At 64.8% G+C, this 20,957-nt stretch carries 22 protein-coding genes; 9 read left to right on the forward strand and 13 right to left on the reverse strand.

The genetic code is table 11. From position 1 onward, the window contains the following. The first annotated feature begins 12 nt into the window (after positions 1-12). Positions 13-1,179, forward strand: a complete 1,167-nt coding sequence (locus ABWY06_RS09865) for a 1-acyl-sn-glycerol-3-phosphate acyltransferase (protein ID WP_353925397.1) — start codon at positions 13-15, stop codon at positions 1,177-1,179. 43 nt (positions 1,180-1,222) lie between these two features. On the opposite strand, the gene ABWY06_RS09870 is transcribed toward ABWY06_RS09865, so the two are convergent. Next, the gene (locus ABWY06_RS09870) at positions 1,223-1,507 is read right to left on the reverse strand and encodes a hypothetical protein (protein ID WP_353925398.1); all 285 of its coding nucleotides are present in this window, start codon (positions 1,505-1,507) and stop codon (positions 1,223-1,225) included. A gap of 242 nt (positions 1,508-1,749) precedes the next feature. Here ABWY06_RS09870 and ABWY06_RS09875 point away from each other — a divergent pair, with 242 nt between their 5' ends. Continuing rightward, positions 1,750-1,956, forward strand: coding sequence for a hypothetical protein (locus tag ABWY06_RS09875; RefSeq protein WP_353925450.1), 207 nt, complete (start codon positions 1,750-1,752; stop codon positions 1,954-1,956). A 94-nt stretch (positions 1,957-2,050) separates the two neighbouring features. On the opposite strand, the gene ABWY06_RS09880 is transcribed toward ABWY06_RS09875, so the two are convergent. Beyond that, positions 2,051-2,635: a YajG family lipoprotein gene (locus ABWY06_RS09880; protein WP_353925399.1), complete on the reverse strand. Its 585-nt coding sequence runs from the start codon at positions 2,633-2,635 to the stop codon at positions 2,051-2,053. 164 nt (positions 2,636-2,799) lie between these two features. Between ABWY06_RS09880 and ABWY06_RS09885 the strand changes: the two genes are divergently transcribed. Together ABWY06_RS09885 and mqo are read left to right on the forward strand one after the other, a co-directional pair. Beyond that, positions 2,800-3,033, forward strand: coding sequence for a hypothetical protein (locus ABWY06_RS09885; protein WP_353925400.1), 234 nt, complete (start codon positions 2,800-2,802; stop codon positions 3,031-3,033). A 467-nt stretch (positions 3,034-3,500) separates the two neighbouring features. Then, positions 3,501-5,018 (forward strand): malate dehydrogenase (quinone), encoded by a 1,518-nt coding sequence (mqo, locus tag ABWY06_RS09890; protein WP_353925401.1) that lies wholly within the window; start codon positions 3,501-3,503, stop codon positions 5,016-5,018. A 126-nt stretch (positions 5,019-5,144) separates the two neighbouring features. Here mqo and ABWY06_RS09895 read toward each other — a convergent pair whose 3' ends face one another. Then, complete coding sequence (locus ABWY06_RS09895) at positions 5,145-5,432, reverse strand: PA4642 family protein (protein WP_353925402.1); 288 nt, start codon at positions 5,430-5,432, stop codon at positions 5,145-5,147. Positions 5,433-5,592: 160 nt separating this feature from the next. On the opposite strand from ABWY06_RS09895, the gene dauA reads away from it, so the two are divergent. After that, positions 5,593-7,308: a C4-dicarboxylic acid transporter DauA gene (gene dauA / locus ABWY06_RS09900; RefSeq protein ID WP_353925403.1), complete on the forward strand. Its 1,716-nt coding sequence runs from the start codon at positions 5,593-5,595 to the stop codon at positions 7,306-7,308. 80 nt (positions 7,309-7,388) lie between these two features. Here the strand turns inward: dauA and ABWY06_RS09905 are convergent, their stop codons facing one another. From ABWY06_RS09905 to ABWY06_RS09930, 6 genes are all read right to left on the reverse strand, one after another. Further along, positions 7,389-8,507, reverse strand: a complete 1,119-nt coding sequence (locus ABWY06_RS09905; protein ID WP_353925404.1) for a DegT/DnrJ/EryC1/StrS family aminotransferase — start codon at positions 8,505-8,507, stop codon at positions 7,389-7,391. After that, entirely contained in the window at positions 8,500-9,396 is an 897-nt protein-coding gene (locus ABWY06_RS09910; protein ID WP_353925405.1) for a Gfo/Idh/MocA family protein, read from the reverse strand. The genes ABWY06_RS09905 and ABWY06_RS09910 overlap by 8 nt, the downstream gene beginning before the upstream one ends. Beyond that, positions 9,387-10,922 carry a glycosyltransferase gene (locus ABWY06_RS09915; RefSeq protein WP_353925406.1) on the reverse strand — a complete coding sequence of 512 codons (1,536 nt, stop codon included), beginning with the start codon at positions 10,920-10,922 and terminating at the stop codon, positions 9,387-9,389. The genes ABWY06_RS09910 and ABWY06_RS09915 overlap by 10 nt, the downstream gene beginning before the upstream one ends. After that, positions 10,915-11,754, reverse strand: a complete 840-nt coding sequence (locus tag ABWY06_RS09920) for a beta-keto acid cleavage family enzyme (RefSeq protein ID WP_353925407.1) — start codon at positions 11,752-11,754, stop codon at positions 10,915-10,917. Before ABWY06_RS09920 ends, ABWY06_RS09915 begins: the two co-directional genes overlap by 8 nt. Beyond that, a complete protein-coding gene (locus ABWY06_RS09925; RefSeq protein ID WP_353925408.1) occupies positions 11,751-12,242 on the reverse strand; it encodes an acyltransferase in 492 nt (163 codons plus the stop codon). The genes ABWY06_RS09920 and ABWY06_RS09925 overlap by 4 nt, the downstream gene beginning before the upstream one ends. A 248-nt stretch (positions 12,243-12,490) precedes the next feature. Beyond that, positions 12,491-13,048 (reverse strand): hypoxanthine-guanine phosphoribosyltransferase, encoded by a 558-nt coding sequence (locus tag ABWY06_RS09930; protein ID WP_353925409.1) that lies wholly within the window; start codon positions 13,046-13,048, stop codon positions 12,491-12,493. Positions 13,049-13,304: 256 nt separating this feature from the next. Here ABWY06_RS09930 and upp point away from each other — a divergent pair, with 256 nt between their 5' ends. Beyond that, complete coding sequence (gene upp / locus ABWY06_RS09935; protein WP_353925410.1) at positions 13,305-13,943, forward strand: uracil phosphoribosyltransferase; 639 nt, start codon at positions 13,305-13,307, stop codon at positions 13,941-13,943. A 3-nt stretch (positions 13,944-13,946) separates the two neighbouring features. Then, on the forward strand, positions 13,947-15,230 hold the full coding sequence (locus ABWY06_RS09940; RefSeq protein WP_353925411.1) for a uracil-xanthine permease family protein: 1,284 nt from the start codon (positions 13,947-13,949) through the stop codon (positions 15,228-15,230). Between the two features lie 44 nt (positions 15,231-15,274). Here ABWY06_RS09940 and ABWY06_RS09945 read toward each other — a convergent pair whose 3' ends face one another. The 3 genes from ABWY06_RS09945 to ABWY06_RS09955 all read right to left on the reverse strand — a co-directional run bounded on the left by ABWY06_RS09945 (position 15,275) and on the right by ABWY06_RS09955 (position 18,745). Further along, the gene (locus ABWY06_RS09945) at positions 15,275-16,555 is read right to left on the reverse strand and encodes a spinster family MFS transporter (RefSeq protein WP_353925451.1); all 1,281 of its coding nucleotides are present in this window, start codon (positions 16,553-16,555) and stop codon (positions 15,275-15,277) included. Between the two features lie 249 nt (positions 16,556-16,804). Continuing rightward, positions 16,805-17,830 carry a ferrochelatase gene (hemH, locus tag ABWY06_RS09950; protein WP_353925412.1) on the reverse strand — a complete coding sequence of 342 codons (1,026 nt, stop codon included), beginning with the start codon at positions 17,828-17,830 and terminating at the stop codon, positions 16,805-16,807. 12 nt (positions 17,831-17,842) lie between these two features. Next, positions 17,843-18,745: a TIGR01777 family oxidoreductase gene (locus ABWY06_RS09955; protein ID WP_353925413.1), complete on the reverse strand. Its 903-nt coding sequence runs from the start codon at positions 18,743-18,745 to the stop codon at positions 17,843-17,845. Positions 18,746-18,909: 164 nt separating this feature from the next. On the opposite strand from ABWY06_RS09955, the gene ABWY06_RS09960 reads away from it, so the two are divergent. Further along, positions 18,910-19,896 (forward strand): NAD(P)/FAD-dependent oxidoreductase, encoded by a 987-nt coding sequence (locus ABWY06_RS09960; RefSeq protein ID WP_353925414.1) that lies wholly within the window; start codon positions 18,910-18,912, stop codon positions 19,894-19,896. Continuing rightward, on the forward strand, positions 19,893-20,108 hold the full coding sequence (locus tag ABWY06_RS09965; protein ID WP_353925415.1) for a TIGR02450 family Trp-rich protein: 216 nt from the start codon (positions 19,893-19,895) through the stop codon (positions 20,106-20,108). Before ABWY06_RS09960 ends, ABWY06_RS09965 begins: the two co-directional genes overlap by 4 nt. Positions 20,109-20,133: 25 nt before the next feature. On the opposite strand, the gene ABWY06_RS09970 is transcribed toward ABWY06_RS09965, so the two are convergent. Beyond that, positions 20,134-20,904, reverse strand: a complete 771-nt coding sequence (locus ABWY06_RS09970; protein ID WP_353925416.1) for a substrate-binding periplasmic protein — start codon at positions 20,902-20,904, stop codon at positions 20,134-20,136. Positions 20,905-20,957: the final 53 nt, after the last annotated feature.

Genomic DNA, 20,957 nt, shown 5'->3' on the forward strand with positions numbered 1-20,957 from the left:
CAACAAGAGAACATGATGGGCGAATTCGATTCCATCCGACCGTACAACGACGCCGAAGTCCCTGCCGTGCTGGCTCGCCTCCTGGCCGACCAGGCCTTTCTCGAGATCCTCACACACTTTCGCTTTCCGCGCCTGGCCAGCCCCTTAGGCTGGCTGCTCAAGCCGCTGATCGCCTTTCGCCTGCGCCGCGAATTCGCCGGCATCCGCAGCGTGGCCGCGCTGCAGGACCGCATCGAACTCTACGTCGACCGGACCATCGAGCAGGCCACCGACGGCATCACCTATTCCGGTGTGGAACAGCTCAAGAGCGGCAGCGCCTACCTGTTCCTGGCCAACCACCGCGACATCGTCATGGACCCGGCCTTCGTCAATTACGCGGTCTACCACGCCGGCCTGCCGACACCGCGCATCGCCATCGGCGACAACCTGCTGCAAAAACCCTTTGTCAGCGACCTGATGCGGGTCAACAAAAGTTTTATCGTGCACCGCTCGCTCAGCGGTCGCCGTGAAAAACTCGCCGCGTTTCAGCTGCTCTCGGCCTATATCAACCATTCGATCCGCAACGACAACGAATCGATCTGGATCGCCCAGGCCGAAGGCCGGGCCAAGGATGGCGACGACCGCACCGATTCGGCGATCCTGAAGATGTTCCATATGAGCCGCAAGAGCGAAACCTTTGCCGAGGTCATCGATAGCCTGAACCTGACGCCGGTGTCGATCAGCTACGAGTACGACCCTTGCGACCAAGCCAAGGCCCGCGAGTTGTATATCCGCGCGACCACCGGCAGCTACGAAAAAGCCCCAGGCGAGGACGACCAGAGCATCGCCCTGGGCATCACCGGCTACAAAGGCCGGGTGCATGTGAATTTCTCGGCGCCGATCGGCCAGGCCAGTGAAGACAGCAAGCAGCTGGCCGCGGAAATCGACCAACAGATCCTGGCTGGCTACCGCCTGTTTCCGGCGCACTACCTCGCCTATGAGATGTGGCAGGAGCGCGACCCGGGATTGGCGGTCCCCCCCGCGACCGAGCTGTTTCACCCCGAAGAACTGAGCCGTGCCCAGGCGCAATGGAACAGCCGCCTGGCCGCCTGTCCGACCGAACAGCAGCCCTACCTGGTGCTGCAGTACGCCACGCCGGTGCGTAATCAGTACCGGGTCAAGGCCGGCCTGCCCCTGTAGCCGGCAATGCCGGAAGGCACACGCCTTCCGGCTAGCGACCCGCTCAGAGCTGGGTACTGAGCCACGTCAGCCCCAGCGCCAACGCCAGGCAGGTCGCGCCGAAGCCCTTGAAGAAGCGATTGATACGCTGCACCGCAGGCTCGCAAGCCAGTGCCGGCGCAGTCGCCCCAGCCTGATCCTCGAGCGCCAGGGCCGGCAGCGCCCGCTGTTCACGCCAGCGCGTGGCCAGTAACAGCCAACTGCCCGCCAGCGCGAAGAATAATGCCAGGCCATTGGCCAACGGCCCCGGGCTACTCAGCCACAGCGACCACAACAGTTGCAACGACACGGGACCTCCTGTGGGCACCACGACGGAGGCGGTGACCGATTGAATAGGGATCGCCCGGGTGGAAACCCCCGGTCAAAAAAGCGCGGCGCAGTCTACCCAAGCGAAGAACAAATGCGGCGGTTTTCCGACGAGTGCGGGTCCGCGTTGGTTTTTTTGCGCTAAGGTTTGGACTTGCCTTGGCGAACGAGACGCAACCCGCCACGCCGCCCAAGACGGAATCACTGTTCATGGAGGAATACCCAATGCTGCACAGCCAACCCCAGGATCAGGACTACCTGATCGATGCGCTAGACGATATCGAGGCGGTCATCGACGAACTGTCCTTCAACGTGCAGGACCACCACTGGCTGGTGTACTGCGCCCTCGGTGGCCACGAGCACTATGACTTGCCGGATATCGAGCAAAACAGCGGCTTCCGCATGCCAGATGGGTACGCCGCCGCCGCGTGACCACCGCCGCCAGGCCAGGATGGCCTGCCATCACGCCCACAAAAAAGCCCGGACAGAGCCGGGCTTTTTTATCAGCGGCATCAGCGCAGGCTGATCATTGCGCCAGGAGTTGACCGATGGCCGCGTCCTTGAAGGTGCGGGTCAAGGCATCGCTGAGCACTTCCCCGACCAACTTGGTGTTGGTCTGCTGGTTCGGCGCCATGGCGAAGCTCTGGTCCAACGACGCACCGTAGCGACCGCTGTAGCGCTTGTTGGCGTTTTGCACGTCGGCGCGGAAGGTCGCGCTGATGGTCGCCTTGGTCACATAGGCACCGTCTTTGGGCGACTGATACTTCAGGTCCGCCAGGGTCACCGTCAGCTGCGGGGCGTTATAGGCGTTCGGCGTAGGGGTGAACCCCAGCAGGCGCACCGCAGCCTCGGCCTGGGCCTGCAACTTGGGCAATAGCGCCGCACTGCTCACACTGATGCCACTGGTTTCCGGGTAAAGACCGCCCCGGGTGCCCAACAAAGGTGACGGCCGACCGTCGACGACCTTGACCACCACGGGCTGGCCTTGGCCAACGGCGGTAATCGGGGTGGTGATCTTGGGATCGGGGCTGAGTTGTTGTGGGCTGTGGGCACAGCCGACCAAGGTCAGGCTGGTGACAGCGATCACACCAAGCAACAGGCGGTGCAGCATGCTTATCTCTCCAGAGGGGGCGCAAAGTGGCAGCAGTATAACGATCGCCGTCCGTCGCTGACAGCGTGCTGATTAAGACCCGAGCCACTGAGTGGGGTTCCGGTCATCGGCCTGTCATGCCGTGCGGGGATAAAGGACGCATGCCCCGCCAAGAGTGTCCTGCCATGTCCTGGATTCGCACCCTGCTCTCCCCGCACCGCCGTGCACGCCACTACGCGTGGGTGGACAGCCGCGGCCTCTGCCAGGCCTTTCACCAAGGTCAACAGCCGCCTACGGGCCCGCAGTGGGTCCAGGTGCACGAGTGCCGCCTGAGTTGGCTGCAACGCCCGCTGCCCAGCGCCGCCCGCGTGGCGCCAGTCGTCACACAACCGCGCACAGGCCATCCGTTGCCGGCCTGACCGGCGGATGAATAAAAGTCACGCTAAAAGATCAACTTTCCCGAATTCGCCGTTATAATCGCGCCCCGATTGTAAGGACGTCTGCTGATCGGGCCTTTCCTCCACTGATTACCGCAATCAGTCCCCGTTCTGCCCCCAGCGTCGTCCCCCTGTGCTGTCCGTTTCGGCCAGCAGACGCTTTACCGCCGATGCGTCGAACGCCGCCCAGCCGCCGCGTACCGCTCGGCCTTGAAGCCTCTGCGCCCGGCAGCCAGCCTTTTTTGAGGTCCACGGTTCCAAAAGAGCGTGGAAAAACGGTTTTACAACTTCACAAGAGTGTCGCGTACACATGAAAACCCTGGCGTCGGCGAACAGCACCACTAACCCTCCCTCCACGTTATGCACAACCGGCAGCCGTCACTGACAGGCGCGTTTCTGGCTAGGGCCGCGAGGCCGTCACTGTGATGCTGGATTTTGGGAGAAGGGTAATGGCGCGTAACGATAACGAAGTGGTTGATGTGGTTTTGGTGGGCGCGGGCATCATGAGCGCGACCCTGGCCGTGCTACTCAAGGAACTCGACCCCAGCCTCAAGCTGGAGGTGGTCGAGCTGATGGAGTCCGGCGCGGTGGAAAGCTCCAACCCCTGGAACAACGCCGGCACCGGCCACGCGGGGCTGTGCGAGTTGAACTACACGCCACCGGCCGCGGATGGCTCGATCGATATCAAAAAAGCCGTCAGCATCAACTCCATGTTCGAGGAGTCGAAGCAGTTCTGGGCCTACCTGGTGCAAAAAGGCACGTTCGGCTCGCCCAAGAGTTTTATCAGCCCGGTGCCGCACCTGAGCTTCGTACAAGGCGATGACGGCATTGCGTTCCTCAAGACCCGTTTCGAAGCGATGACCCAGTACCATGGCTTCGCCGAGATGCGCTACACCGAAGACCGCGCCACCATGGCCAAGTGGATGCCGCTGATGATGCAAGGCCGCGCGGCGGACGAGCCGATCGCCGCCACCCGGGTCGAAGGCGGCACCGACGTCAACTTTGGCGCACTGACCAATCAGCTGCTCGGCTACCTGGCCAAACAGGCCGATGCCCAGGTCAAGTGCAGCCAGAAGGTGGTCGACCTGAACCGCAGTGATGCCGGTTGGCGCGTCACGGTCAAGGACCTGAAAAACGGCGGCAGCCGTGAAATCACCACCCGTTTCGTATTCCTCGGTGCCGGTGGCGCGGCCTTGCCGTTGCTGCAGATGTCCGGCATTCCGGAAGGCAAGGGTTTTGGCGGTTTCCCGGTCAGCGGCCAATGGCTGCGCTGTGACAACCCCGAGGTGGTCCAGCAGCACCAGGCCAAGGTCTACAGCCAGGCCGCCGTGGGCTCGCCGCCGATGTCGGTGCCGCACCTGGATACCCGCGTGGTCGATGGCAAGAAATCCCTGCTGTTCGGCCCCTATGCCGGCTTCTCCACCAAGTTCCTGCGCCATGGCTCGTTCCTCGACCTGCCGCTGTCGATCCGCCCGAGCAACCTGGGACCGATGCTGGCCGTGGCCCGCGACAACATGGACCTGACCCGCTACCTGATCGGTGAAGTGTTGCAATCCGAGGAGCAGCGCCTGGAGGCCTTGCGCCGGTTCTACCCCGAGGCCAAGGCCAGCGATTGGCGCCTGGAAATGGCCGGTCAGCGCGTGCAGATCATCAAGAAGGATGAAAAGAAAGGCGGCATCCTGCAGTTCGGCACCGAACTGGTGGCCGCCGCCGATGGCTCCATCGCCGCCCTGCTCGGTGCCTCGCCAGGTGCGTCGGTGACCGTCTCGATCATGCTCGACCTGCTCAACCGCTGCTTCCCCGAACAGGTACGTTCGCCGCAGTGGTCCAGCAAGTTGCACGAGATGTTCCCGGCCCTGGCGAAAGACCTGGAAGCCGATGCGGCACTCTACCGCGACGTGCAGTCACGTTCCGACGCCCTGCTGCAGCTGTCCACCAGCGATAACTTGAACGCCCAGGCGTTCTAGTCCATGGCGGCGAGGTAAAAAAACCGCCCTCGGGCGGTTTTTTTATGCGTGGGGCGCGGCAAAAAACCCGCTGGAGACGGGCTTTTAACACCTGAGGGCGCCCCAGCTGGCCGCCCCTGGGGCGGTTCAGCCTCGCGCCGCTTCGATGATCTCGATATAGGCCTGGGCCAGGCGCTGGTCGCCGACCAGTGCGACAAAGTCGCGACCCTGCTCGTCGCGGGCATTCAGGTCGTAACCGGCGGCGACGAAAAAACCGACAAAACGCTCGAAATCATCGATACGCAGGCCCCGGTAAGCCTTAATCAGCTTGTGCAGGGACGGCGGCGTGGCATCGGCGGGTTCAACCTCGAGAAACAACTTGATCGGCTCGTCGCCAATCTCTTCGCCAATCACCTGTTTTTTGTCTTTACGCATCGTCCACTCCGATCGAGCCTGTCAGGGGCAGGCAGTTTACCTGTGCCCCTGGGTTTAGTTCAGCCCTTTTGCCCGGTGATCGTCCGCCAGACCGACCCAGATCAAAACACCGGCCGGGCCTGACCCTTATACTGACAGCCGGTCCCGCTCCGGAGTTGTCATGGCCTTGTCGCTGCCCCCCCTGTTCGCTGCCTGGCGCCAGACACTCAAGGCGGGTTACTCCCTGGCCGCCCTGCGCGGTGACCTGGCCGCCGGCCTGAGCGTAGGCATCATCGCCATTCCGCTGGCCATGGCCTTGGCGATCGCCGTCGGTCTGCCGCCGCAGCATGGCCTCTATACCGTGCTGGTCGCCGCGCCGCTGATCGCCTTGACCGGCGGTTCACGCTACAACGTGTCCGGGCCCACCGCGGCCTTTGTGGTCATCCTGCTGCCCATCACCCAGCACTATGGGCCGGCCGGCCTGCTGCTCTGTACCCTCATGGCCGGTATGATCCTAATCGCCATGGGCTTGCTGCGCATCGGCCGACTGATCCAGTTTATTCCCTACCCGGTTATCCTGGGTTTCACCGCCGGTATCGGCATCGTCATCGCCACGTTACAGGTCAAGGACCTGCTGGGCCTCGAACTGGACGCCAGCACCGGCCATTACCTGGCGCAACTTGGCCGGTTACTGCACGCGCTACCCAGCGCTCACCTTGGTGACGTTCTGGTCGGCTCCGTCTGCCTGGCCGTGCTGCTGCTGTGGCCGCGCTGGTTGCCGAAAATCCCCGCGCACCTGCCGGCGCTGGTCCTCGGCGCGCTGCTCGGTTTACTCCTGGAACACTGGCACATCCCCGTGGCCACCCTGGGCGAGCGTTTCAGCTATGTGCTGGACGGCGTGACGCATCCTGGCATTCCCCCCTTCCTGCCTGACTTCGCCTGGCCCTGGTCATGGCCCGGTGCGGACGGCCAGCCCTTGCGGGTGTCGTTTGACCTGTTTCGCGCGCTGCTGGCACCGGCGCTGGCCATCGCCCTGCTCGGCGCCATCGAATCGCTGCTGTGCGCCGTGGTCACCGATGGCATGACGGGCAGCAAACACGACCCCGACGCCGAATTGATTGGCCAGGGCCTGGGGAATTTGGTGGCGCCGCTGTTCGGTGGCATCACGGCGACCGCAGCCATCGCCCGCAGCGCCGCCAATGTGCGCGCCGGCGCCTTCTCGCCGCTGGCGGCGATCATTCACGCAGGCGTGGTGCTGCTGGCCATGCTGCTGCTTGCACCGTTGTTCAGCGACCTGCCCATGGCCGCGATGGCCGCGTTGTTGCTGATGGTCGCCTGGCACATGAGCGAGCCGCACCATGTGCTGCGTACCTTGCGCATCGCGCCGCGTAACGATGTGCTGGTGTTGCTGACCTGCCTGGTGCTCACCGTGTTGTTCGACATGGTGTTGGCGGTGGGCGTTGGCTTGCTGCTGGCCGCCGGCCTGTTTATCAAGCGCATGAGCGAGCTGACCGACACCGCCGCGCTGCCCGCGGGTTTTCACCAGGCCCTGCAGGGGCTACCCGAACCGGTACGCGCCTACGCCATCCGCGGGCCGCTGTTCTTCGGCGCGGCGGAGAAAGCCCTGGCCGTGCTGCGAGGCGTCAGTCCTGGCGTCAGGGTGGTGATTGTCGAGATGAGTGCCGTGCCGCTGCTGGACATGACCGCCCTGGCCGCCCTGGGCACCTTACTGCGCGACTACCGCCAGCAGGGCGTTGGACTGGTGCTGGTCGCCACCTCGCCACGCGTACGGCTGAAGCTGCGCCGCGCCGGCATCCAGAGCGCGCCCGGGCAGCTGGCCTATGTGCCGACCCTGGATCACGCCAGGCGAACCGCCCTGCGCTGGCTAACGCCTTGAACGACGCAGGCGCTTCACCCCCGACCGAGCGGGTTCCAGCGCGCGGCATGCCGACACACAGGAACAGGCTGCCTTAGGGACTACCCCTCAGCCCGAACGGCACCCAGCAGCACATCGACGACCCGATCCTGCTGGCAGACGGTGAGTGACGGATAGAGGGGCAGGCAGAGCAACTCCCGGGCTGCGCGTTCGGCCTGCTCCAGCGGTCCGTGGCGAACGCGTGAGCGGTAGGCTGGCTGAGTGTGCAACGGACTGGGGTAGTGAATGGCCGTTTGCACATCCGCCTGATTCATGGCCGCCACGATCCGCTCACGCCCTTGCACACGGACAGCATACTGGGCCCATGCGGACGTCCGGCCCGCGCGGACCAGCGGGCAAACCAGCCGCGGCGCGGCGCCTCCCAGCAGGTGCTGATAGCGCTCGGCCAACTGCTGGCGCCGCGCCAGGTGATCCTGACGATGGCTGAACGCCGTCAGCACGGCCGCACAGGACAGGGAGTCGAGCCGGCCGTTGAAACCGATCAGGCTGTGCTGGTATTTACCGCTTTGACCATGGTCCCTGAGTGAGCGTATCCGCTCCGCGTACTCATCGTTCGCGGTGAAGAGCGCGCCGCCCTCCCCAGCGCCTCCCAGGGGTTTGGTCGGAAAAAAACTGGTGCAACCGATAAGGCCCAAGGTTCCGCTGCGGCGGCCGCCTAGCGTGGCGCCGTAGCTCTGCGCGGCATCTTCGACCAAGGCAATGCCGCGGGACCCGGCCAGCGCCTGCAGCGCCTCGAAGTCGGCCGGCTGGCCGTACAATGACACCGCGACAATGGCCCGCGTCGCCGGGCTCAGCAGGCGCTCGACCGAGGCTGGGTTCAGGTTGAAGGTCAGCGGATCGATATCGGCCAGCACTGGGGTGGCCCCTTGCAACAGCACTGCCTCCACGGGCGCGGCAAAGGTAAACGCCGGCAGTATCACCTCGTCACCCGGCTGTATGCCGAGGGCCATCAGGGCCAACTGCAAGGCGCTGGTGCCCGAGCTGCAGCTGATGGCGTGGGCGATGTTCAGGTCAGCGGCCAAGCGCTGCTCGAGTTCGAGGACCTCGGGCCCCAGGATAAAACGCCCGTGTTCGAAGATGGCCGCGATACGCTGCAGCACTTCGGCCTTGAGCGGCTGCCATTCGGCCACCAGGTTCGCGAATGGAACAGGCTCAGGCATCCACCGCCTCCCGCTGGACAGGCATGGGCCGCAGTTGCCGACGCAGCTGCTCGCAGAGCTGCATCACCGTCAGGGCTTGCATCGCCGTGGCGATACCGCTGGCCTCGCCCCGCAACGCGGACAGAAAAGCCTGCGCCTGCAGGGTCAGCGGATCGCCTTGACCGCCACCCGGCTGCCACTCCAGGGAAATACTGCCTTCCACCGAGCAAGGAGAGGACAGCACTTCGCGCCGTCGCTCGACATCGAAACCCGCACTCAGGTAAAGCTGCACGCCACTGGCAAATTCCAAACGGCATTGAATCGCCTGGACGCGCTCCCCGACCAGGCTGCTGGCCAGCACCTCAGTCGAGATCAGCCGTTGTCCGGCCTGCAATACCCAGTCGAGGTCATGCACCAACAGATCGTCGATCACATCGCTGTCGGCAGGCAGCGTATGGCTGGCATGCCGAAATACCTGCAACGAAGTGGTCGAGGCATTCAGTCGCTGCAGCGCGCGTCGCACGCCGGGATTGAAGCGCTCGCACTGCCCTACCGCCAACAGCGTGTCATGCTGCCGGGCGCACTCCGCCAACTGCCGGCACTGCTCACTGCTAAGTGCCAGCGGCTTTTCCACCAGGCAGGCGATGCCATAACTCAACAGCGCCAGGCCGTAGCCGCAGTGTGTGCTCGACGGCGAAGCGATGACCGCCAGGTCGATGCGCTCGCGCAGCGACTCGACCTCGGTGCAGTGAAACAGCCGATGCTGAAGGGCCCACTGCTGGGCAGCGGCCGCCGGGTCGCAGATCGCCACGAGCTCCACCGCATCCAGCTGTTTCCAGGCGTGCCAGTGGCGCAGGCCCATGCGACCGAGGCCGACGATGCCCAGGCGCAGACGGGGGGTCAACGCCACGGCAGACGGACTCGCACGCGACGGTAGAGGCCAATGGCCTTCCAGCCGGTCGAACGGTGGATCTCCGCGAGCGCCGTTTGGCAACGGACCAGCTCGTCGGCCAAGGCGTCGGCGCGCTGTCGCTGTTCGAGCAGTTGCTGCTGCCCGCCCACTTCGCCGAGTTCCAGCCGGCTTACAAGCGCCTGGCAGCGCTGCGCCTGGGCTTCCAGCTCGACCAGGCGCGATCGCTGCGCAGCAAGTTGGTGCTGCAGTTCGTCCTGCTGGCCCAGGGCGGCCTCGAGTTCGGCCCTGCGGGCCTGCTGCGCCGCGGCAATTTCGTCTCGCTCGACGATCTGTTGCCGCAATTGCTCTTGCAACAGCAATCCGCTCCGTTGCTCCGCCAGGGCGGTTTCGCCCTGGGCGGCGAGCTGCCGCTGTAACTGGTCCTGCACCTGCGCACTGGCCTGGAGTTCTTCCGTGGCCCTGACGGCCAGGCCTTCGGCCTCCATGCGCCGCTTCAAGGGCTCATGCAGGCTGCACAGATAGTCAGCGGCGGCGCTCAGCAGCTGGTCGGTCGACGGCGGCGCAGCAGGGCTGTCCAGCACGCTCTGATACAGCACTTCCCACTGGTCCGCCGCCCCCTGCAAATCCGCGCACTGGCGAATCCATTGACTCACTCGCCCAGCATCGGCGGGGTCGTATTGGCACAGCGCGGCAAACACACTGTCCTCGCTGACGCGCGCCTGTTGCATGCTGCGCACGCCAAAGTTGAGCTGGCGCAAGCGCCGCATGTTCTGCGTGGTCACCATGCCGGCCAGACCGGCGTAATCGCTGACAATGACCGCGCAGCCGACGGCCATGGCTTCCAGCGCGCAACGGGCCTTGGCAAACACCAGGTCGTAAGCGGGCAAGGTCTTGTCCGGGTGCAGCACCGGATGGCCCGACGCGACGCCTGCCACATCGACCTGCTCGATGCCAAAACGGGCGCAGGCCCGGCGGATGGCGGCCAGTTGCGGGCTGTCCCCGGCATAGTTACTGAAGACCAGCGCCTTGCGCGGGGTGGCGGGCAAGGCGGCACGCGGCTGGAACAGCTGCAGGTCGACGAAGTTGTAGATGACCTGGATATCCGCCGCACCAATACCCGCCGTGCTCAGCAGCCGCTCCCGGCATAAGTCGTCGACCGCGACGTAGCCGCGAATGGTCGGAAACCGCGGCGGGCGCTCTTCCCAGGGGGCCCAGCCGTGGCAGACATACAAGGCGGGCGTTTGCGGAAAACGCAACATGGCCGCCATGGCATCCAGGTGATGCTGGCCGTGAATCAGGTCAGGCGCCTCACCCAACGCGGCCAGGTCGTCGATCACCGGAATGGTTGCGGTGCGCAGCTCCTCGGCCACCCGGCCGTGCACGCTGCTGTAGGCCACGGGCCGATGGCCGCGCTTCATCAATTCGATCGCCAGGTCGCGCACATACAGCTCGGAACCGGCTTTCGCAGCAAGGGTGTTGTTGGTGAACAGGATGCGCAGGCTGCGCGGTTCGGCGTCAGGCAATTGGCTTGATCCCCAAGGCCTGGCGGGCCTGTGCCGGGCTTGCCGGCACCTTGCCCAGCAGGGCGGCCATCGCCACCAGGCGTTTGACCAGGTCGGCATTGGACGCCGGCTGGGTGCGCCCCTCATCCAGCCAGAGATAGTCCTCCAGACCGACACGCGCACCGTGACCGAACAGCAGGCCCAGGGTGTTCATGGACTGTTGAGCGCTGCCGATTCCCCCGCCGCACCAATAAGCACCCTGCGGCAGATCGGCCAGCAGCGCACCCAGGGCCAGGGGCGTGGCCTGAGCCGAAGCGATGTTGCCCAGCAGCAGGTTGAAATAGCAGGGTCCCTCCAGCAGCCCGTGGTCCAGCAGATAGCGTGCATAGTTGAGCATCCCCGCATCGAACACCTCCAGTTCCGGTTTGATGCCGGTCTCGAGCATGCGCGCGGCGAGGCGCTGAACCATTTCGGGGCTGTTGATACTGGCGTCTTGCCGGAAGTTGAGGGAGGACAGGGTCAGGCTGGCCATGTCCGGCCGCAGGTCGCCGGTCAGCCCGAGCGGCGCCGCGCGCTCCTCGAAATGCCTGGCCTGACGACCACTGAGGGACACTCCGATGATCACCTCATCATTGAACTCGCGGATTCCGCCGATCACGCGGGCATAGGTGTCCTTGTCGTGGCTCGGGCGCCCGTGCTCATCACGCACGTGCAGATGCAGCATGTTCACGCCCAGGGCGATGCACTGCCGAGCATCCGCAACTATTTCATCGACGCTGAGCGGCACCTGCGCGGACATGGCGCGCGTCGGTACCAGGCCGGTGGGCGCCAGGTTGAGGAAAAAACCCGTCATAGAAGTCCGTCGGTGGCCCGCAGACGGATACGCGCAGGCGACCCCAGGTGCAACGCACCGGCCTCCACGTCACGGGTGACCACGCTGCCCGCTCCCACCACCGCGTTTTCGCCAATGGTGACCCCGGGCAGGATAACGCTGCCTCCGCCGATTTTTGCGCCTCGGCAAATGCGCGGATAACTCAGCGCGCCGCCCTTGAGTTTGTCATTCAAGGTGATCACGCCAGGTCCGATAAACACATCGTCTTCAATGATGACGCCACGGGTGATATGGCAGGCGGTCTGGATCGACACACGGTTGCCAATGGTGCAGGCGCAGATATTGCAGTGCGAGCCGATGGTGACAGAATCGCCGAGGGTGGCCCCCTGATGGATCAGGGAAAACGAACCAATGCGCGAGCCTGGCCCGATGCGGACGTCCGCCTGCACCTCGGTGAGGCGGGCGTTATAAAAATTGACCTGCGCAAAGCGCTCTTCCAGATCATGCATGCGACGGTTCCACTGATCAGGTAAGGCAAATGGCGAGTCGAAATAGACATAAGCCATCGCATTGGCCAACAGTGTGGCACAGCAACCCCACCACCCTGTGTTGGCGACCCAGTGTTACAGCTGCGCCAGGCGCATGCAAGACAGGCTCGGCGGTGACGACGGCCCGCCAGGCAACGCGTGCAGCAAGGGCCATGGATGACCCTGCAGCGACGCCCTGCCCCTCGACAAAAACCCGCTCAGCCTGGCGCTTAAAGCCCCTTGACCGCGTAGATGCCCGGCGCGTTGCGCCAGTAGCCCTTATAGTCCATGCCGTAGCCGAAGATATAACGGTCGACGCAGGGCAGACCCACGTAATCGGCCTTCAGGTCGGGGCGCGCCTTGCGGTCGTGGGTCTTGTCGATCAGCACGGCGATATGCACCTTGGCTGCGCCAGCGTGGCGGCAGAAGTCGATGATCGCGCCGAGGGTATGACCTTCGTCGAGGATATCGTCGATGACCAACACCTCGCGGTCGATAAACGACACCTCTGGCTTGGCTTTCCAGAACAGCTCACCGCCGCTGGTCTCGTTGCGGTAGCGGGTGGCATGCAGGTAGGACAGCTCCAGTGGGAAATTCAGCTTTGGCAACAGCTTGCCGGAGAAGATCAAGCCGCCGTTCATCACGCAGAACACCACGGGGTTGCTCTCGGCCAGCTCGGCATTGATCGACACGGCAATCTGCTCGATGGCCGCCTCGACCTCGGCTTCGGGGTACAGGCAATCGGCTTCCGCCATGACTTGGCGGATGTGCGCGAGATCGACGGACATGGGTTTTCCTCTTCGGGGTAGGGACGCTCGGCCGGCCGGATAAGCTGATCGAGGCGTCAAGATAAAAGCCGGCAAAGGTACTGATCCGCGCGCCGCGGAGCAAGCCCCGAAACGCCGGGGTCGCCCCAAGGTTGCCGACGTTCGTGCATTTAAGGCCGCCCGCGCCTGGCCCGCAAGTCTTTCGCGGGACATGCCCGGACGCTGCAAATGCTTTACTCTTGTCGGTATTTTTGCCCGTTCGCAGGAGCCGTCCGCCATGCCCATCCGTGAAATCCGTCACCCGCTGATCCGCCACAAACTCGGCCTGATGCGCCGCGCCGACATCAGCACGAAGAATTTCCGCGAGCTGGCCCAGGAAGTCGGCGCACTGCTGACCTACGAGGCGACCCAGGACCTGCCCCTGGAAAACTGTCAGATCGAAGGTTGGTGCGGCCCGGTCCAGGTGGAAAAAATCTCCGGCAAGAAGATCACCGTGGTGCCGATCTTGCGCGCCGGCATCGGCATGCTCGACGGCGTGCTCAGCCTGATTCCCGGGGCCAAGGTCAGCGCCGTGGGCGTGGCGCGCAACGAAGAGACCCTGGAAGCGCACACCTACCTGGAAAAACTGGTCCTGGAGATCGACGAGCGCCTGGCGCTGATCATCGACCCGATGCTCGCCACCGGCGGCTCCATGGTCGCCACCATCGACTTGCTGAAAAAAGCCGGCTGCAAGGAGATTCGTGCCATGGTGCTGGTCGCCGCGCCGGAAGGCATCGCCGCGGTGGAAAAGGCCCATCCCGACGTACTGATCTTCACCGCCTCCATCGACCAGTGCCTGAACGAGCACGGCTACATCATCCCGGGCCTGGGCGACGCCGGCGACAAGATTTTCGGCACCAAACAGAAGGACAACTGAGCCATGCTCGACGAATTCAAGGAACCGCTCTGGCGCCAGGTGCTGTCCGGCGCGCAGATGTTGTTCGTGGCCTTCGGCGCCCTGGTGCTGATGCCGCTGATCACCGGCCTGGACCCCAATGTGGCGCTGTTCACCGCGGGCTTCGGCACCCTGCTGTTCCAGCTGGTCACCGGACGCCAGGTGCCGGTGTTTCTCGCCTCGAGTTTTGCCTTTATCACCCCGATCATCCTCGCCAAGGGCCAGTTCGGCCTGGCCGCGACCATGGGTGGGGTGGTGGCCGCCGGCTTCGTCTACACCTTCCTGGGCCTGGCGGTGAAAATCAAGGGCACCGGTTTTATCGACCGGCTGCTGCCGCCCGTGGTCATCGGGCCGGTGATCATCTCCATCGGCCTGGCCATGGCGCCGATTGCCGCCGACATGGCCATGGGCAAGGGAGGCGACGGCACTCAATTGATCCCCTATGCCACCGCCATGTGGATCGCCATGCCGGCGCTGCTCACCACCCTGGTGGTGGCGGTCTTCGGCAAAGGCCTCCTGCGCCTGGTGCCAATCATTTCCGGGGTGCTGGTGGGGTTCGCCCTGTCCTTCTACTTCGGCGTGGTCGACACCGCGAAAATCGCCGCGGCGCCTTGGCTGGCGCTGCCGCACTTCACCGCGCCGGAGTTCAACTGGCAGGCGATCCTGTTTATCGTGCCGGTGGCCCTGGCGCCGGCCATCGAGCATATCGGCGGCGTCATCGCGGTGGGCAGCGTGACGGGGCGCGACTACCTGAAGACCCCGGGCCTGCACCGCACCCTGCTCGGCGACGGGTTGGCGACCTCGGCCGCCGGCCTGTTCGGCGGTCCGCCCAACACCACCTACGCCGAAGTGACCGGCGCGGTGATGCTGACCAAGAACTACAACCCGAAGATCATGACCTGGGCGGCGATCTTCGCCATCAGCCTGGCCTTTATCGGCAAGTTCGGCGCCTTGCTGCAGTCCATCCCGGTGCCGGTCATGGGCGGCATCCTCTGCCTGCTGTTCGGCTCCATCGCCGCCGTGGGCATGAACACGCTGATCCGTCACCAAGTCGACCTGGCCGAGGCGCGTAACCTGGTGATCGTCTCGGTGACCCTGGTGTTCGGCATCGGCGGCGTGCTGATCGGCACCGGCACCGGCCCGGATGACTTCGGCCTCAAGGGCATCGCCCTCTGTGCGGTGGTCGCGGTGGGGCTTAACCTTCTGCTGCCGGGCAACGACAACTGGAAGCGCAAGGCCCTGGCCGAACAACAGCCACCGGCCCCCTGAGGCATACGCGGCCTGGCCGGCTATTGGCGGCTAGACCGTCTCGATCAACTCGCTGGCGCACCCCATTGCTGCAGCCGCAGTACGCTGTCGCGATAGGGTTTCAGCGCCCGGCTGAGCAGCAGGATCGAGCTGAGCACGGCCAGGCTGCTGACGATCAGCAGGGAATAGCGCAGGGCAAGGTCGTCGCCGAAGCCATAGTCGGTCACCAGTGCGACCGCGGTCGGGCCCACGCCCAGGCCAATCAGGGTAATGACGAACAGGTAGATAGCGGATGCCTGGCCACGCATGGTGTTGGGCATGATCTCCTGGATCGCCGCGGGCGCCACGCCAAAGGGCATGCTCAGGCAGAACACCGCGGGCGCCACCAACACCGCGGCCCACAGGGCATCGTTCATCAGCGGAAAACTGACCACAAAGGGCAGCGCGCCGATGGCGGCGTACAGGCCGACACGCATGTTGGCGTCGCTGCGCCCGCCCTTGGCCATCCGGTCGGCCAGGCGTCCGCCGAAGACAATCCCCAGGCAGCCGAACACTGCCACGATGCTGCCGTAGACGATGCCGACCTGCCCGGCGTCCCAACCGTAGCTGCGGATAAAAAAGGTCGGCACCCAGGCCGCGCTGCCGTAGCCGGCGAATGCCAGCCCGGCGAACCCGAAGTTATGCAGTAACACGGTGCGGCGGTTGGCCAGGATATAGCGGCCGACGTCGGCCAGCGGCACCACCACTCCGGCACCGACGCCCCGCCGCTGCGGCTCGCGCACGGCCAGCAGCAGCAGGGAAAACAGCACGCCCGCCGCGCCCAGCAGCAGGAAGATCGACTGCCAGGGACGGACCTCGCCAATCAGCGGAATGATCAGGTCACCCTGGGCCGAAGCGAATTTGATCACCAGCCCGCCCACCAGGAAGGCCAACCCGGAGCCCAGGTACACACCCATGGAATAGACACTGATGGCGGTCGCCCGGCGTTCGGGCGGAAAACTGTCGGCGATCAGCGAATAGGCCGCGGGCGACAGCGCGGCTTCGCCGACACCCACGCCAATGCGGCCCACCAGGAACTGCCAGTAGACCTTGGCCAGGCCACAGGCGGCGGTGGTCGCGCTCCAGAACAGGATGCCAACGGCGATCAGTCCGCGCCGGCTACGGGTATCGGCCATGCGCCCCAAGGGGATGCCGCACAGGGTGTAGAACAAGGCGAAGGACAGGCCCATCAGCAGGCTCATCTGGGTATCACTGATCACCAGGTCGCGGCGGATCGGCCCGACCAGCAGGTTGAGGATCTGCCGATCGATAAAGGACAGCACATAGGCCAGCATCAAAATGGCCACCGTGCTCCAGGCGCGAGCGCTGGAGGGATAGGCCCCGTCGGGAGGGGTGGCGGGTCCATTATCGCGGTACTCATCGTGCTTATTGTTGTTGTCGTCAGGCACTGCAGGCTCCTCGGCGCCGCTTGCGCGACGCGCGACGGGTTGGATGTGCAGGCAGCTTAGCCCCATCAACATTGGCGCTTATAGCAGCAGACGACCTTTATCCACTCAGCGAATGTTTCGGGTCGGCCCTGACGAATGACCCAACGGTCACAGCACCTGCGGTGCGCGCCGACAGAGGGTCGCGAGCGCCTCGGCCCACTGCGGATCGTCGTTCAGGCACGGTACCAGCACCAATTCCTCGCCACCGGCCGCGCGGAACTGCTCACGCCCACGGTCGCCGATCTCTTCCAGGGTCTCGATGCAGTCGGCGACAAAGGCCGGGCACATCACCAGCAGTTTTTTCACCCCCTGGCGCGCCAGTTCCTCGAGCCGTGTCTCGGTGTAGGGCTCGATCCATTTATCCCGGCCCAGGCGCGACTGAAAGGACACCGACCACTGCCCGTCCTGCAGGCCGGAGCGCTTGGCGAAGGCCGCGCTGACATGCTGGCACTGGGCGCGGTAGCATGTCGCCAATACGTGCGGCGGCGCCGTGCGACAACAATCCGGACCTTTCAGGCAGTGCCCCCGGGTCGGGTCGAGCTTGCGCAGGTGGCGCTCGGGCAAGCCGTGATAACTCAACAACAGGTGATCAAAACCCTGGGCCAGGTGCGGTTTGGCGCTGTCCACCAACGCCTGCAGATACTCGGGCTGATCGTAGAACGGCGGCAAAATCGCAAAGCGAATCCCCAACTCGTCCTCGCGCACCACCCGCTTGGCCTCTTCGATCACCGTGGTCACGGTGCTGTCGGCGAACTGCGGATAAAGCGGCGCCAGGGTGACCTGGCGAACCCCCTGGGCCGCCAGGCGGGCCAGCACGGTCTGCAGCGACGGCTCGCCATAGCGCATGGCCAATTCGACCGGACCCTGGGTCCAGTTGGCACGCATGCGTTCCTGCAACCGACGGCTGAGCACCACCAGCGGCGAGCCTTCCGCCCACCAGATCGAGGCATAGGCATGGGCCGACGCCGCCGGGCGCTTGATCAGAATCAACGATACCAGCAGGCGCCGCACCGGCCAGGGCAGATCCACCACATAGGGATCCATCAGGAATTGATCGAGGTAACGGCGTACATCGGCCACCTCGGTGGAGGCCGGGGAACCCAGGTTGACCAGCAACAGCGCGTGTTCAGTCATGCGAAATCCTGCTTATGGCCGACCCAGCAAATCCTGCAGGGCCGTCTCCAGTTCGGTAAAACGAAAAGTGAATCCAGCCTGCTGCAAACGCTCTGGCACCACCCGCTGGCCACCCAGCAGCAGCCCCGCCATCTCGCCCAGGCTCAGTCGCAGCAGCGACCCGGGCACCGGCAGCCTGGCCGGGCGGCGCAACACCCCGGCCAGGCTCCGGGTAAATTCGGCATTGCGCACCGGCGCTGGCGCGCAGGCATTATAAGGACCCTGGGCGCTGTCCTGCTGCAAGAGAAAATCAATCAGGGCGATCTGATCTGCCAGGTGGATCCAGGGCATCCATTGCTGGCCGGTTCCTATCCGCCCACCCAACCCCAGACGGAAGGGCAACAGCAGGCGCTTGAGAAAGCCGCCGTCGCTGGCCAACACCAGGCCGGTACGCAGCACCACCACGCGCATGCCCAGGGCTTCGCCGCGCAGCGCCATGGCCTCCCAGGCGGCGCACAGGCGCGCAGCAAAATCCTCGCCCGGTAGGGCCTGCGATTCGCTGAGCAACGCCTCACCGCCGTCACCGTACCAGCCCACCGCCGAGCCCGAGATCAGCACCTCTGGGCGGATTTCACAGCCATGCAACCAGTCGAGCAGTTGTTCGGTCAGGGTCACGCGACTGGCCCACAGCAGCGCCTTGCGTTTCTCGCTCCAGGGCCGGTCGGCGATCGGCGCGCCAGCCAGGTTGATCACCGCGTCCAGCGCCTGGCCCTCCAATTCAGCCAGTTGCCCAATGCCCCGGACCGATTTGCCACAGAGCGCTGCGACCCGCCCGGGCTGCCGACTCCACACCGTCAGATGGTGTCCCCGAGCCAGCAGGTGCTGGCACAGGACGCGACCGATCAGCCCTGTACCACCGGTCAGCAAGATATTCATAAGTGGCACCCTCCGCGGATCGACGACGACTTTTTTAACCGCAGCGACTGTCCTAACCTTAGGGGACAGGCCGGCGCAGCTGATTCGCCAAAACTTATACATAAACTGATTATTGTACAAGCTCTGTCACAAGCGTAACCTCACGACAGGTAACGAGGTAGACCATGACCGCTCCAATCGCCATTATCGGCACCGGCCTCGCCGGGCTGTCGGCCGCCCAGGCCCTGCACGCCGCCGGTCAACGGATCCAGCTCTTCGACAAGAGCCGCGGCAGCGGCGGCCGCATGGCCAGCAAACGCAGCGACGCCGGCGCACTCGACCTGGGCGCGCAGTATTTCACCGCCCGCGACCGGCGTTTCGTAGAAGTCGTGCAGCACTGGCAGATCCGCGGCTGGGTCGCCGAATGGAGTCCCTGCCTCTACCACTTCAGCGATGGACGACTGAGCGCCTCGCCCGACGAGCAGGTGCGCTGGGTCGGCACCCCGCGCATGAGCGCCATCACCCGGGCGCTGCTAGGTGCCTTGCCAGTGACCTTTTCCTGCCGCATCACGGAAGTCTTTCGCGGTCCGCAACACTGGCACCTGCAGGACGCCGAGGGGGCCAGCCATGGCCCCTTCAGCCATGTACTGATCGCCACCCCGGCGCCCCAGGCGAGCACCTTGCTGGCCGCCGCACCAAAGCTCGCGGGCGCCGCGGCCAGCGTGCCGATGGACCCCACCTGGGCCGTGGCGCTGGCGTTTGACCAGCCGCTGAACACCCCCGTGGAAGGCTGTTTCGTGCAGGACAGCCCCTTGGACTGGCTGGCGCGCAACCGCAGCAAACCCGGCCGGGAAACCCATTTGGACACCTGGGTGCTGCACGCCACCAGCGCCTGGAGCAGAGACCACCTGGACCTGTCCAAGGAGGCGGTAACCGAACAGCTCTATGGTGCCTTTGCCGAGCTGATCGGCTGTGCGGTCCCGCAGGCGGCGTTCAGCGTGGCGCACCGCTGGCTGTATGCCCGACCGACCAGCGCCCACCAGTGGGGCGCACTGGCCGACGCCGACCTGGGTCTCTACGCCTGCGGTGACTGGTGCCTGTCGGGCCGGGTCGAAGGCGCCTGGCTCAGCGGTCAGGAAGCGGCGCGCAAATTGCTCGAACACCTGCAGTGAACCGGCTCAATCCGCGCAAGCTGTTGCTGTCGAAATGGACCGCGACCCAACCGAGCAACCGCGAAAAACACTTTCTGGTCACCGAGTTGTTCTGTGACGAGGCCGGTAACCTGTTGGCGATCGAACTGCAGGCGGTACTCACCGCCCGCAGTGAGCGGCTGGACTGGCGCGCCCTGCACGATTCACAACGCTGGCGGATGGGCTGGCAGTAACGCACCCCGGCCAGCGCCTTGAGCCTTAAGGCGGCTCGACCAATGGCTCGAGCGCCGGCAGATCGCCGCGCCGACGGCCCTCGCGAATAATCCGGTTGAACTCGTCGAGCAGCGTCCGCTGGCCCATGGACTTGATAAACCCCAAGTGCAGGTAGCGACGCACAAAAGGCTTGGGCAATATGACAAAGCGTGCCCGCACGGCCTGCAGCTCCGGGTCGGCGTCGATCAGCCAGGTCAGCCCCTGGTGACCATTGCCGATCACCGCGGCATCTATGCGTCCGTGCAGCAGCTTCTTCAAGCGCGCGCCATGCCGCTGGTCCCGCTCGACCTGCAGCCATCCCTGGGTAATCGCCTGGTCCACTTCGCTACCAAAACTGGCGCCGAGCTGGGCACCGATCTTTTTCCCGCGCAAGTCGGCCAGCTGCTGGTAAGGGAACTCCTGGCCCTTGAGCACCACCAGCACCACATCGTCGTAATAGACCGGTGCCGAGTAGTCGAACTGCAGCAGGCGTTCCGGAGTCTTGGACAGGCCTATCACTCCACCGCGTCCGGCCAAGGCGCTGTTGTAGGCCAATTTCCAAGGTGACAATTCCACCGCCACGCTGTTGCCGCTGATGGTCGCGTAGTACTTCAGCAGGGCGGGCAACGGCCCCTGCGCCTCGCCGGCGGCATCGCGGTAGATCACCCCGGAGTAGCTCTCGTCGCCAAAGACGATCACCCCTTGAGCCCGCGCAGCAGCATTCGACAAGCCCAGTATCCCCACCAGTACCCGCACTACAACCCAGCGAACAGCCATCAACGTCGCTCACTTACCGACTGACAGTCCAGGGAGTATGGCTGCCTGCCGGT

The sequence above is a fragment of the Pseudomonas sp. genome (assembly GCF_040514055.1).
Lineage (GTDB): Bacteria > Pseudomonadota > Gammaproteobacteria > Pseudomonadales > Pseudomonadaceae > Aquipseudomonas.